At 68.9% G+C, this 12,216-nt stretch carries 11 protein-coding genes; 4 read left to right on the top strand and 7 right to left on the bottom strand.

All coding sequences use genetic code 11. The features are described 5' to 3' along the window. Window position 1: 1 nt before the first annotated feature. Window positions 2–1,033, bottom strand: a complete 1,032-nt coding sequence (locus AB0F44_RS06830; protein WP_357353873.1) for an NADP-dependent oxidoreductase — start codon at window positions 1,031–1,033, stop codon at window positions 2–4. A 73-nt stretch (window positions 1,034–1,106) separates the two neighbouring features. Here AB0F44_RS06830 and AB0F44_RS06835 point away from each other — a divergent pair, with 73 nt between their 5' ends. Genes AB0F44_RS06835 through AB0F44_RS06845 form a run of 3 tightly spaced genes read left to right on the top strand, consistent with a single transcriptional unit; the run spans window position 1,107 to window position 2,736 of the window. After that, window positions 1,107–2,051: a zinc-binding dehydrogenase gene (locus AB0F44_RS06835; protein WP_357353875.1), complete on the top strand. Its 945-nt coding sequence runs from the start codon at window positions 1,107–1,109 to the stop codon at window positions 2,049–2,051. Next, the gene (locus AB0F44_RS06840; RefSeq protein ID WP_357353877.1) at window positions 2,048–2,437 is read left to right on the top strand and encodes a DUF202 domain-containing protein; all 390 of its coding nucleotides are present in this window, start codon (window positions 2,048–2,050) and stop codon (window positions 2,435–2,437) included. The genes AB0F44_RS06835 and AB0F44_RS06840 overlap by 4 nt, the downstream gene beginning before the upstream one ends. Then, window positions 2,434–2,736 carry a DUF202 domain-containing protein gene (locus AB0F44_RS06845; RefSeq protein ID WP_357353879.1) on the top strand — a complete coding sequence of 101 codons (303 nt, stop codon included), beginning with the start codon at window positions 2,434–2,436 and terminating at the stop codon, window positions 2,734–2,736. Before AB0F44_RS06840 ends, AB0F44_RS06845 begins: the two co-directional genes overlap by 4 nt. Here the strand turns inward: AB0F44_RS06845 and AB0F44_RS06850 are convergent. The 5 genes from AB0F44_RS06850 to AB0F44_RS06870 are packed head-to-tail and all read right to left on the bottom strand — an operon-like array spanning window position 2,726 to window position 9,361. Further along, window positions 2,726–4,075 (bottom strand): DUF1254 domain-containing protein, encoded by a 1,350-nt coding sequence (locus AB0F44_RS06850; RefSeq protein WP_357353881.1) that lies wholly within the window; start codon window positions 4,073–4,075, stop codon window positions 2,726–2,728. The genes AB0F44_RS06845 and AB0F44_RS06850 overlap by 11 nt on opposite strands. Then, window positions 4,072–5,388 carry a DUF1214 domain-containing protein gene (locus AB0F44_RS06855; RefSeq protein ID WP_357353883.1) on the bottom strand — a complete coding sequence of 439 codons (1,317 nt, stop codon included), beginning with the start codon at window positions 5,386–5,388 and terminating at the stop codon, window positions 4,072–4,074. The genes AB0F44_RS06850 and AB0F44_RS06855 overlap by 4 nt, the downstream gene beginning before the upstream one ends. A 1-nt stretch (window position 5,389) precedes the next feature. Next, the gene (locus tag AB0F44_RS06860) at window positions 5,390–6,532 is read right to left on the bottom strand and encodes an ABC transporter ATP-binding protein (RefSeq protein ID WP_357353885.1); all 1,143 of its coding nucleotides are present in this window, start codon (window positions 6,530–6,532) and stop codon (window positions 5,390–5,392) included. A 35-nt stretch (window positions 6,533–6,567) separates the two neighbouring features. Beyond that, on the bottom strand, window positions 6,568–8,268 hold the full coding sequence (locus AB0F44_RS06865) for an iron ABC transporter permease (RefSeq protein ID WP_357353887.1): 1,701 nt from the start codon (window positions 8,266–8,268) through the stop codon (window positions 6,568–6,570). Between the two features lie 40 nt (window positions 8,269–8,308). Beyond that, window positions 8,309–9,361, bottom strand: coding sequence for an extracellular solute-binding protein (locus AB0F44_RS06870; RefSeq protein WP_357353889.1), 1,053 nt, complete (start codon window positions 9,359–9,361; stop codon window positions 8,309–8,311). A gap of 145 nt (window positions 9,362–9,506) precedes the next feature. Between AB0F44_RS06870 and AB0F44_RS06875 the strand changes: the two genes are divergently transcribed. After that, window positions 9,507–10,256, top strand: a complete 750-nt coding sequence (locus AB0F44_RS06875; protein WP_357353891.1) for an SDR family NAD(P)-dependent oxidoreductase — start codon at window positions 9,507–9,509, stop codon at window positions 10,254–10,256. A gap of 12 nt (window positions 10,257–10,268) precedes the next feature. On the opposite strand, the gene AB0F44_RS06880 is transcribed toward AB0F44_RS06875, so the two are convergent. Continuing rightward, complete coding sequence (locus AB0F44_RS06880) at window positions 10,269–12,203, bottom strand: FAD-dependent oxidoreductase (RefSeq protein ID WP_357353893.1); 1,935 nt, start codon at window positions 12,201–12,203, stop codon at window positions 10,269–10,271. Window positions 12,204–12,216: the final 13 nt, after the last annotated feature.

The raw sequence follows: 12,216 nt of genomic DNA on the forward strand, positions 1-12,216 counted from the left end.
CTCAGATCCGGACCAGCGTCTTGCCGGCCGTACGTCCCGCCATCATGTCGGCGATCGCCTGCGGCGCCTTCGCGAGACCGTCGTAGACACTCTCGCGGTAGCGCAACCGACCGTCGGCGAGCCAGCCACCGACCCGCTGCTGCATCTCGTCGAGCAACTGCGCGTGGGCGCTCCCCCGGAAGCCGCGGAGGGTGAGGTTCTTGGAGGTGGCGAGGAACAGGTTGTCGGGGCTCGCGGGTGCCCCTTCGTACTCCGAGATCGAGCCGCACAGGGCGATCCGGCCCCAGTTGTTCATCGCCGCGAGGGCGGCCTCGAGGTGGCTGCCGCCGACGTTGTCGAAGTAGAGGTCGAGCCCCTCGGGCGCGGCGTCGCGCAGCGACTCCACCAGCGGGCGATCGCGCCAGTTGAACGCGGCATCGACGCCGATCTCGTCGCGCAGCCAGGCGACCTTCTCCGCGGTGCCTGCGCTCGCGACGACCCGCAGGCCGGACAGCTTCGCGATCTGGCAGACCAGGCTCCCGACCGCTCCCGCGGCCGCCGACACCCAGATCGTCCGGGTGTCGGCGCGGGCATCGAGCGCGTCGATCACACGCAGTCCGGCGTACGCCGTCAGACCCATCGCGCCGAGTGGACCGAGGTACGTCTGCGGAGAGAGCTGCTCGACATCGAGGACTCGCAGGTCGGCTACGCCATTCATCGCGACCTCGTCGGGATCGACGATCGCGTGACTGCGCCAGCCGTAGGAGTGCCAAACCGTCGCACCGACCGGGAAGCCCTCGGCGCGGGACTCCTCGACGACGCCGACCGTGAAGATCCCGTCCATCGGCTCGCTGAGCGGGAAGGCCGGGAAGTAGCCCTCGGGTGCGTCGGCACGCAGCCGGAGCCGCATCCCCGGGTCGACCGAGGTCCAGGTGTTGCGGACCAGCACCTGACCGGCCCCTGGATCGGGCAGGTCGACGTTCACGAGCTCGAAGTGCTCCGGACGTACTTCACCGTCCGGGAGCGTGACCACATGCACCTGAGTGCTCTTCACAGAACCTCCTCGATGGTTCGGGGCCTGGACACGGCACCTGAACCAAACTAACTTCAGTTCTATGGATACCGCAATGGGTGCTTGGCAATGGACCGGGACCGGACGTCCCCTCACGCTCAACCAGGTGCCCGTCCCCACCCCTGCGACGGACGAGGTCCTGATCCGCGTACGCGCGGCCGGCATGTGCCACTCCGACGTGGGCGAGCTGGACGAGCCGTCGTGGGCGGTCAACATCAAGCGCAACCCGATCACCCTCGGCCACGAGATCGCGGGCGAGATCGCGCAGGTCGGCACCGCGGTCACACAGTGGCAGGTCGGGGACCGGGTCGGCGTACATCCACTCGGCGCGACCGTTCCGGGCTACAGCCGCGACGGCGGGTACGCCGCATACACCGTTGCTCCTGCGACCGACCTGGTCGCGATGCCCGACGGCCTTCCGTTCGACCTGGCCGCCGCCGGCACGGACGCAGGCATGACCTCGCACCACGCGGTCGCCGAGGTCGCCCGGGTCGGCGCCGGTGACCGTGTCGGCATCATCGGGCTCGGCGGACTCGGCCAGTTCGGCGCACGCATCGCCGCCCTGCTCGGCGCCGAGGTGTATGCCGCCGACACCAGCCCCGCCGCAGTGGCCCTCGGCGAGCAGCTCGGCCTAGCTGCCGTGCACCCGCGCGCGGAGGACCTGATCGGCCTCGGCCTCGATGCGGTCATCGACTTCGCCGGCTTCGGCTCCACCACCTCGGCCGCGGTCGGCGCTATCCGCAAGGGCGGCACCATCGTCATGGTCGGCATGGGCGCGGTCGAGACGACCCTCGTCACCGCCGACGTCATCCACCAGGGCGCCCACATCCACGGCTCGTCCGGCGGCACCCGCGAGGACATCGCCAAGGTGTACGACTACCTCGCCCGCGGCGAGATCACCCCGATCGTCGAGCACCTCGACCACAGCCAGGTCCCGGCAGGCATCGAGCGCCTCCGGGCCGGCGAGGTCACGGGTCGGCTCGTGGTCACCTCCGAATGACCACCGACACCGACCGGCAGCCGGCGTCACGTACGCGCTGGCCCGCCCGCGTCTATGCGACGGGGAGCGAGCCGGACTACCGCTTCACCCTGGCCAACGAACGTACGTTCCTCGCCTGGTTGCGTACGTCACTGGCGTTGGTCGTGGCCGCTGTCGCACTCCACGCGCTGGCCACCGACTACTCGACGATCGTCGTCCAGGTCGTCGCCGGCACGATAGTCGTCCTCGGCGCGGGCGGTGCGCTGCTCGCCTGGGTCCGGTGGAGCGCCAACGAGCGAGCGATCCGATGCGGCGAACCGCTGGTCGGGTTTCGCTCCGGCGCGGTTGCCTGTGCGGCTCTCGTGGTGGTCGCCGTCGCCGCGGCAGCTCTCCTGGTGCTCCGATGAGGAAACGGGGTCTCGACCCGATCGACACTCCCCCGCGTGAGCCCGGGCTGCAGGCCGAACGGACCCACCTGGCCGGTTCGAGGACGGCGCTGAGCATGGCAGCGGCAGCGCTCGCGCTGCTGCACGTGGCTCATCTGCCGACCCTGGTCACCGTCGCCCTGCTCGTCGCGACCTTGCTGTGCGTGGCCGTCACGACCTTTCCCGGGCTCCGCGAGGCGCGCGGGCTCCGACTTGCCTCGCTGACTCAGTTCACGCTGGTGATCTCGCTGTGCGCGCTGGCCGTGATCGTCAGCGGCTGACCGGTCGGACCCCACCGGGCAGCCAGGCGCCGCTCAGGGCATCCGGCCCCGGCTGATAGATGCGCAGCACGAGGAAGAAGCGTCCCTGAGGCGACGGCAGCCAGTTGCGTACGCCGCCCGCCTCGTCCTCAGGCTGGATGGCGATCGTGACCGACCCGTCGTCGTCGACGACCAGCTGCGAGGTGGCGCTGCCGACGGCGTACCTGTCGATGGGGTTGGGGACGAGGAAGCCGTCCCCGTCATACATGGTCACGCTCCAGAACGCTCCCGCAGGTGGCGGCGTGTCCAGACGCACCTCGTACCCGCCCGACGACCCGTCGAGCGGGCGGCCCTCGACGTCGGCGTAGGTGTTGAACGAGGTGTTCTCCTCGACCACGTTGGCACCGAGACCGACATGACTCATCACGGCCCGGCTCAGGTAGTTGACGCCATGAGCACCCTTGTCGCACACCTTCGTCCAGCCGGTCGGGACCGGCTCCCCCAACTGCGGGCGGCAGGCGTCGATGACCTTCATCGCCTCGGCGAACCCTGCCTCCGTCCCGGCCCTGATCTCGGGATCGAGCTGCTCGAGTTCGAGCCTCGCCTCCCCGGTGAGTCCCAGCAGCGACAGCCGCCTGACGATTACGAGGTCGTGCGCGGGGACGCCGATGAGCCGCAACGCGGCGTCGAGCCCGCGGAAGAAGGCCCGCCAGTCGGTCATGACCTCATCCGGATCCACCAGTACGCCGATCGGGCCGGCATCAGCGACCGAGCCACCGTCGGCGCGCCGGAGCACGACCGCGTCCTGCAGCCGGTGGACCTCTGCCTCGTCGCCGACGACCTGGATGCGCATCAAGACCCAGATGAGCTCGGAGCCCACCCGCAGCCGGACGACGTCCGAGGGCACCTCGGTGTCGTCCGTCGGCGAGACCAGCCAGATCTGACGTGCGTCCCCGATGGTCCGGCGACTGATGTTGGAGGCGTTGCCGAAGCCGTCGAGGAGGTTGAGCGTGTAGTAGCGGTCGCCGAAGTCGGGCAGGTCGACGATCACCGGACCGTCGCGCAGGTCGAGCCACGCGTTGGAGTAGAGGGTGTCCACGTTCGGCACGCGGAACGCCGCGAACCCGGGCCGGGCCAGCTCGCGCTCATGGAGGAACGCACCCAGCGCCCAGCCCTCGACTGCGTACTGCCGGCACATCTGGGCGTACTGATAGACCGCCGGCAGCCCGTAGACGACGCCGTCGAAGGCGACCATGCGGGCGAGCTCACGGCGGGCGGAGGCGACGGTCGGCACCAGGTCGGGCTGGGTCGAGATCTGGAGCTGGTCGACGCCGGCGAGATCGAACGACGGGTAGCTCATAGAGCCACCTCCCGGACGACGTACGGCGGCTCCCAGGCCTCGGCGCCGTCTGGCCAGTACAGCCGCAGCATCAGGCGGAACGGCCCGTCGGGAGCGGGAAGCCAGTTCGCCGGTCCCGAGCCCGGCTCGGAGACCGACAGACTGATCCGCAGCGCACCATCGGCGCCGTACCTCAGGCCGGGTGTCCGATCACCGACGGCATAGCGGCCCAGCGGGTTCTCCACCAGCAGTCCCTCTCCGTGATACATCGTCAACGACCAGAACGCCCGCACCGGCGGCAGCCCGCCCGGCGGGAACTCGATGACGTACGGACCCTTCCGCCCGTCCAGCACCTCGCCGTCGGCGTCGGTCTGGCACAACGGATAGATCGCCTCGGCCACCGGGTTCACGTAGATCTGCGCATGGGCGACGGCGGCACGCAGGAGGAGGTCGTCACCGAAGTCCGCGCCGCGGTCGTTGATCGACCAGCCGTTCACGGTGCGCCCGAGATGCTCCACCCGGCCGCGTATGTCCTGATATCCCGCACGCAGCCCCGCAGCGAACTCCCGAACAGTCTCTTCCGACGCCGATCCGTCCGCCAGACGCGCCAGCAGCTCACCGGAGACATACGACGCCACCGACTCCGGGACCTGCCCCGGGCCAAGATCGTCGAGGACCGCCAAGAGCGCCGTCGCGAAGGCGCGCGGTTCCAGGATCTCGTCCTGGCGCGACAGCCCGGCGATGCGGCGGTCGATGGCACGCGGCTCCAGCGCGAGACTGCTCCCCTCATCAGGTCCGACGGCCAAGCCGATCTTGTTCTGGAGGGCGTGCGCGTCCGCGACGTCGTCGGCAACGAGCGGGTCGACACCGGTGCGCCCGACCATCATGACCCAGCGTTCCGGCGTGCTCAGCTGCAGTACGCCATCTTCTTCGGAGAGAGCCCGCGGACCGCGTCGGATGCGGACCGTCGACAGCTCTGCTCCGTGCGTGCGGCGGCTGACGACCACCGGACTGCTCGTGTCGGCACACCCCACCTGCAGGCTCAGGTAGCGCTCCCCAGGATCCGGCAGCGACACCTCGTACGAGCCCACGTCGAGGTCGAGCCATGCCAACGAGTAGAGCGTGTCGACGTTGGGCGCCACCCCGACCTTGAGGCTCGGGTCGGCGAGCGACCGCTGGTGCCCGAGCAGCCCGACCGGTGCCCCGGCAGAGGTCTCGGGCCGCGGTCCATACGGATCCAACGGCTGGGTGAGGTTGAGGCGCATCCGCTGGGCGAAGATCAGCGGGTACGCCCAGATCTGGAGGGCTGCTGCATGCGCAGCGACGTCGGCCACCTCAGGACGCCGCGACCAGCGGCCTGGCAGCAGCCTCCGCCCCTGCCGCTGCCGCATCCAGCGGATAGACCTGCATGGTCTCGGGGTGCAGCCCGATGACCACCTTCGCACCCTCCTCCGCGCGACGCAGCCAGGACCCGTGGAGCGCGCTGCTAGCACGGAGCCGAAGCTCCTCCTGACCTGCGGCAACGGTGACGTCGTAATAGCGCCCGCCGAACTCGGAGGAGAGCAGCTCGGCGTCGAGTGCGACGACGCCGGACGGCACGGAGGTCACGTCCCGGTACAGCTCGAGGTCGTCGGGCCACAGCCGCGCGACCACCGCGTCCGAGTCGGGCAGCTCCCGCTCGAGCGCGATGTCGACACCCGCGTTCGTACGCCATCCCGCGGCGCTGCGGTGCAGCTCGAGCCGGTTGGACATGCCGATGAACTCGGCGACGTAGTCGGTGGCAGGGTCGGCGAAGACCCGCTGCGGCGTGTCGACCTGCTCCATCTTGCCAGCACGCATGATGGCCAGCCGGTCACCGAGCGCGAACGCCTCGGACTGGTCGTGGGTCACGAAGACCGCACCGAAACCGAGGCTCTCGTGCAACCGGTGGATCTCCGTACGCACCGTGTCCCGCAGCCGCGCGTCGAGGTTGCTCAGCGGCTCGTCGAAGAGCACCAGGTCCGGACGCGAGACCAGGCCACGGGCGACGGCGATGCGCTGCTGCTGCCCACCACTGAGCTGGCTCGGGTAGCGATCGAGCAGGTGCTCACAGTGCACCATCGCCGCTGCTTCCTCGACCTTCCCTTCGGCGAGGGCCTCGCGCATCTTGCGCACCTTCAGCGGGTAGGCGATGTTCTTGCGCACGGTCATGTTCGGCCACAGCGCGTACGACTGGAACACCATGCCGACGTCCCGCTTGTGCGCCGGCACGTTCAGCCGCCGACCGGAGTCGAAGACGTGACGCCCCTTGAAGTCGATGACGCCCGACTCCGGGGTCTCGAGGCCGGCAAGACAGCGCAGGGTGGTCGTCTTGCCACAGCCGCTGGGCCCCAGCAGGACCAGGAACTCGCCTTCCTCCATCTCGAGGTCGAGGTGGTCGACGACGACGTTCGATCCGTACGACTTGGTGAGTCCTTCGACTCGGAACTTGGCGGACATCGGCCCTCCATGGGCTTGCTTGGTTGGATTACGACTCAGAGGTTGTCGAGCACGTTTCGCCCACCGACCAGCATCGCGATGGCGACGCCGGCTCCGGTGACGGCGGACATCAGGATCGCCATCGCCCCGACCAACGGGTACGAACCGTTGGTCCACTGGTCGTAGAGGAGCGTGCCCATCACCTGGGTCGTCGCCGAGCGCACCATGATCGAGGCGGCGAACTCGTGGGTGAGCAGGATGAACATCAAGGCGATGGAGCTCAGCACGGCCGGCTTGAGCATGGGAAGCGTGACGTTGAACGCGGTACGCACCGGGCCGGCGCCGCTCACCGCCGACGCCTCTTGATAGGTGTTGCCCAGCGACACCAGTGCCGTGAGCTGCATCCGGGTCGCGAACGGGATCATCAGGACGACGTAGACGAGCACGATGATCGCCTTGGTGCCGTACAGGATGAACGGCGGCTGGGTGTACGTCAGCAGGAAACCGACGCCGAAGATCACGGCCGGGATCCCGAGCGGCAGCGCGGTGATCAGGTCACCGAGGAGGCGTACGAGCGGCAGGTCCCGCCGGCGCACCATGAGCTGGGCGACGCCGAGCCCGATGGGTACGCAGATCGCGACCGCGATCAGCGACGTGACAACGCTCGTTACCACCGACTCGACGATGCCGGGGGTCTCGAGCAGCGCGCGGTAGTTGTCCAGCGTGAGCAGGCCCCACGACAGGTTGGCCGACCAGAACGGCGAGAGCGACACCAGGATCACCCCGATCAGCGGCAGCACCAGCGCGACCAGTCCGTACGCCGCCACGACGACGGCCGCCCAGGCGGACCGGCCGTGCGTCGGCGCGAAGGACTTGCCGCCGTGGGTGACGAACCTCGTCTGGTTGCCGAGCAGGTAGCGCTGGGCGAAGATCACCAGCAGCCCGAAGATCACCAATGGCGATCCCGCAGCCGCGGCGGCGGCGAAGTTGGTCGGCGATTCGCTCGTACGCCGATACATCTCCGTGGTGAGTACGTTGACGCCCTCGTTCTGCCCGAGCAGCAGTGGCCCGGTGAACTGTCCGAGCCCGAGCAGCAGCGCGACCCCCGCGCCGTACACCAGCGACGGGCGCAGCAGCGGCAGCACGACCTTGAAGAAGACCCCGATCGTGGACGACCCGCTGATCGCCGCGGCCTCGAGGTGCTCCGAGCCGATATTCTGCATCCCGGCACTCACGAAGAGGTAGACGAACGAGGTCAGCCCGAAGCCGGTGATGATGATGATCCAGGTCGTGCTGTAGATGTTGACCGGACCGCTCTCGAGGTCGTGCCACCACGGCAGGTGCCGCAGCATGGCGTTGAGGTAGCCGGGCCCCGGCGAGAGCAGGAACGCCCAGCCGGCGACGTTGGCCACCGACGGCATCACGATCGGCAGGAGCGGGACGACCCGCAGGAAGCCGAGCCGCCGCGGGAGCCGGCTCGTCGCGAAGGCCAGGACGGTGCCGAGCACCATCGCGATGGCCAACGAGACCACCGCGAGCAGGAGTGTCGTACGGAGCGTCTCCCCGATGTCGTCGCGCCCGAACTGGGCCCGGTAGCCGCTCGCGCCGTCGGCGAACGCGAGCGACTGGAGCCGATAGAGCGGCACCACGACGAGATACCCGAGGATGAGGATCAAGGGCGCGTACGTCAGGCGCGCGCGCCAGGTGGCGGCGTCGCCGCGCAGACGAGGCAGTGTGCTGCTGACGATCGTGGTCATGAGGTCTTCCTCGAGGTCGGGGTCGGTGAAGGGGCGGTGATCAGCCCTGGAAGAGCGATTCCCACTGCTTCTGGTACTCGTTGACCGAGTCCTGGTCGAGCGTCTTCGGGTCGGGGAGCTCGATGTCCTGCGCCAGCAGGTCCGAGCCGGGGACGCCGGTCTCCTTGATGTCGGGCAGCGCAGCCACGTAGTTGTGCGAGATGGCGGCCTGCCCCTCGGGCGTCACCATGAAGTCGGCGAGCACCTGGGCGGCATTGGCGTGCGGCGCCGAGGCGAGCACCTGGCTGTGCCAGGGGACGCCGAACGGGTCCTCGGGGACCACGAAGTCGACCGGCGCACCGCTCGCCTTCGTGTCGAGCATCGTGCTACCGACCGTCGGGGAGCCCCAGATCTCACCGGAGGCGATCGCCTGGTCGATAGCGACGGCGCTGGGGTAGATGCGGGGCTTCTGGGCAGCGAGCTTCTCCACGAAACCACCGCCCCAGTCGGCGTCGATCCGGCGGTACATGTCCACATACGTCGGGATGCCGGCCGGGTTGGTGATGCCCAGCTTCCCGCCGCTCGCGTTCGCGGCCAGGACGTCCTCGTAGGTGTGTAGGCCCTTCGGCAGCTTGCGGGTGTTCCAGCCGTAGCCGAAGACGGTCGCGCTGGAGAGGAACCACTTGTCGTCGATGATGCTCTCGGTGCGGTTGTAGTCCTTGTTGTCGAAGCTCGGGCCGACGACCTTGACGTTCCAGCTCTGCTTCGTCGCGTTCTCCATGAAGCCCGCGTCGGTCGTCATCTGGATGTCAGCGGTGCCCTGGCCGGTCTGGATCTCGGTCTCGACCTTGGGGATGATGTCGGCGTCGGTGCCGCGTACGTATTTCAGCTTGATCCCGGGGTACTTCGCCTCGAAGGCCTTCTTCAGCAGCTCGAGGTTGTCCGGGGAGTGCGTGGAGTAGAGGGTGACCGAGCCCTCGTCCTTGGCTGCCGCGACGATCTCTTTCCAGCTACCGGCGAGCTCGGTCTTGGTGGCACCGCCACCGCAGGCCGTCAGGGTCGTCGCGACCGCCACCGTTGCAGCGGCCAGCGCGAACAGTCGTCGTCTGATCATCTCTTCTCCCTTGTGGCACAGCATCTTGTGGTTACTAAAGTGAAGTTGGTTCAGGTAGACTGTATGGCGCAGGTCACATGATGGCAAGGAAAAGTCTCATTGAATTCACTTGAGGATTCGAGGGACCGAGAGAACGAGGTAAACGATGCAGCGGTACACAGATCGACGGGTGCTTGTGACCGGGGCCGGCGGCGGGCTGGGCAGTGAGATCTGCGCCCGACTCAGCGCCGAAGGAGCACAGGTCGCCGCGGCCGACCTGGCCGGGACCGACCTCGGCCCCCTCGTCGACTCGCTCCCCGGCACCGGCCACCTCGCCCTCGAACTCGATGTCAGCGACGAGGAGCAATGGCGTGAGGCCACCTCGCAGATCGAGGCGGCATGGGGCGGTCTCGACGTGCTGATCAACAACGCCGCGATCGGCAGCATCGCGACCGTCGAGGACGAGGAACGCGCCACGTGGGACCGGGTGGTCGCGGTCGACCAGACAGGGGTCTGGCTGGGCATGAAGCACGTAGGACCGCTTCTGGAACGCACAGGCGGCGGATCGATCGTCAACGTCGCCTCGATCCTGGGCAGCACCGGCGGCCTCGGCAACAGCATCGCCTACCACGCCGCGAAGGGAGCGGTGCGCACGATGACGAAGAACGCCGCGCTGCACTGGGCAACCCGCGGCGTACGCGTCAACTCGCTGCACCCGGGGTTCATCGAGACCCCGCAGCTGATCGAGCGGTTCGGCGGCTCACCACGCCACCAGGCGATGCTCGCCAACACCCCGATGGGCCGCCTCGGCACCCCGGCCGAGATCGCCGGCGCAGTCGCCTTCCTCGGCAGTGACGACGCCGGCTACATGACCGGCAGCGAGGTGTACGCCGACGGCGGCTGGACCGCTCGCTGACGACCGCCCGAATCAGAGCTCGGCGCCGAGCCGATAGCCCTCCGCGATCGCGTGCGTGACCCGCCGCGGTGTGAGGCAGTCGCCGATCACGCTCACCTTGTCGCCTGCGACGACACCCGGCAGCAGGACCGGCACCCGCGGCCGGTGCCAGACGGTGAGCACGGGCCCGAGATCCACCGACTCACCTCCGAAGACCGGCGCCAGCTGGAGCGACGCCGCCGGGTCCTCCGGTACGACGACGGTGCTCGCGACACGGAGGTCGACCCCGGCAGTGCCGAGGCGGGTGAGCAGCGGACCCGCGCTCTCGGCGGGCACGCGGGAGGCGAGAGCGCCGAGGGCGGTCGCGAAGGTCACCTGCCAGCCCGCTCGCACCAGCGCCTCGGCCGCGCTGTACGCCGGCCAGAACCCGTCTCCTTCGTCGTAGACGAGCGCACGCCGGTCACCGACGTACTCGAGCTCACCGGTGATCACGTCGTCAACGGTTGCGAACGGCCGGCCGGCCAGCACCTCGGGCGGACCCGCGGGGCGCGATCCGGTCGCGACGACGACGTGATCGGCCATCCCGACGATCTCCTGGAGGTCGTCGGCCTCGATGCCGGCGGCGAGGTTCACGTCGACCCCGAGCCTCTTGAGCTCCCGTTCCTGGTAGTCGACGACGTCGATGAAGGTGGCCCGGTGCGGAGACGCGGCGGCGACCCGCGCTGTACCGCCGAGCTGCGGCGACTGGTCGAAGAGAGTGACCCGGTGGCCGCGACCGGCCGCGATCCGGGCTGCCTCCAGACCCGCCGGCCCTCCCCCGACGACGTAGATCTCCTTCGGGCCATCGACACGGACACCGATGTTGGGATGCCGCCCGCGGCCGACCTCGGCGTTGACGGCGCAGTGCAGGTGGGGGTCGAAGGCACGACAGTCCTGATTGATGCCGAGACAGCCGCGCACCTCGCTCACCCGACCCGACTCAGACTTGGCAGGAAGGTCGGGGTCGGCGATCAGTGCACGGGCCATCCCGACCAGATCGGCACGCCCGGTCTTGATGATGTGGTCGGCGGTCGCCGCGTCCCGGATGCGCTGCCCGACGAGGGTCGGCAGACCCGTGGCCGCCTTGACCCGCGCCGCCGACGGCACCGCGACGGCGTCCGGGTTCGTCGAGTCCTTGACGTACTTGCCGCGGGTGCCGTGCGTGATGCTGAAGTAGTCGACTCCCGAGCCCGCCAGATCCTCGGCGATACGTACGCAGTCCTCGATGTCCATCCCGCCGGGGATCTCCTCCTCGCCCGAGAGACGCACGCCGAGGACGAAGCCCTCGGGGATGACCGACTGCATCGCCTCGATGACAAGGTGCAGGAACCGCATCCGGTTCTCGAAGGAGCCGCCGAAGGCGTCCTCACGCCGGTTGGTCAGCGGCGACATGAACTGCGCTGGGAGATATCCGTGGGCGGCGTGGATCTCGACCCCGTCGGCACCGGCCTTGACCAGGTTCTCCGTCGATACCCGCCACCCTTCGACGATGTCATGGATCTCGGCAACGGTCAGCTCATGCGGCGGGTACGCATCACGCACCGTCTTGATCGGCGACGGCGCCACCGGCGGCGAGTCGGACTCGCCTCCGATGAACTCGCGCCCCAGATGACACAGCTGCCCGATGAACCTGGCGCCGTGGCGGTGGATGACGTCGGCCTTGGCGGCCGCGGCCGGGACGAACTCGTCGAGATAGGCCTCGACCAGCTTGCGGGAACGCAGCGTGGTCGTTGGATGGACCACCGTGGCGCCACCGATGATCATGCCGACTCCGCCGGCAGCGAGACGCTCGAAGTGCTCGGTGTCGCCATGGGTCGGTACGCCGCCCTCGGCCATGCTCGTTCCGGCCGGGAGCGCGACCAGCCTGTTCTTCACCGACATCGGGCCGATGGTGAAGGGCGAGAAGAGGTGCGGGAACTCGATGCTCATGGGAATCCTTTCG

Source organism: Nocardioides sp. NPDC023903, assembly GCF_040639295.1.
Lineage (GTDB): Bacteria > Actinomycetota > Actinomycetes > Propionibacteriales > Nocardioidaceae > Nocardioides.

Coding starts and splice junctions, on each gene's coding strand:
- AB0F44_RS06835 (WP_357353875.1), top strand. CDS start 1,107: ATGGGTGCTTGGCAATGGACCGGGACCGGACGTCCCCTCACGCTCAAC.
- AB0F44_RS06840 (WP_357353877.1), top strand. CDS start 2,048: ATGACCACCGACACCGACCGGCAGCCGGCGTCACGTACGCGCTGGCCC.
- AB0F44_RS06845 (WP_357353879.1), top strand. CDS start 2,434: ATGAGGAAACGGGGTCTCGACCCGATCGACACTCCCCCGCGTGAGCCC.
- AB0F44_RS06850 (WP_357353881.1), bottom strand. CDS start 4,075: ATGAGCTACCCGTCGTTCGATCTCGCCGGCGTCGACCAGCTCCAGATC.
- AB0F44_RS06860 (WP_357353885.1), bottom strand. CDS start 6,532: ATGTCCGCCAAGTTCCGAGTCGAAGGACTCACCAAGTCGTACGGATCG.
- AB0F44_RS06865 (WP_357353887.1), bottom strand. CDS start 8,268: ATGACCACGATCGTCAGCAGCACACTGCCTCGTCTGCGCGGCGACGCC.
- AB0F44_RS06870 (WP_357353889.1), bottom strand. CDS start 9,361: ATGATCAGACGACGACTGTTCGCGCTGGCCGCTGCAACGGTGGCGGTC.
- AB0F44_RS06875 (WP_357353891.1), top strand. CDS start 9,507: ATGCAGCGGTACACAGATCGACGGGTGCTTGTGACCGGGGCCGGCGGC.
- AB0F44_RS06880 (WP_357353893.1), bottom strand. CDS start 12,203: ATGAGCATCGAGTTCCCGCACCTCTTCTCGCCCTTCACCATCGGCCCG.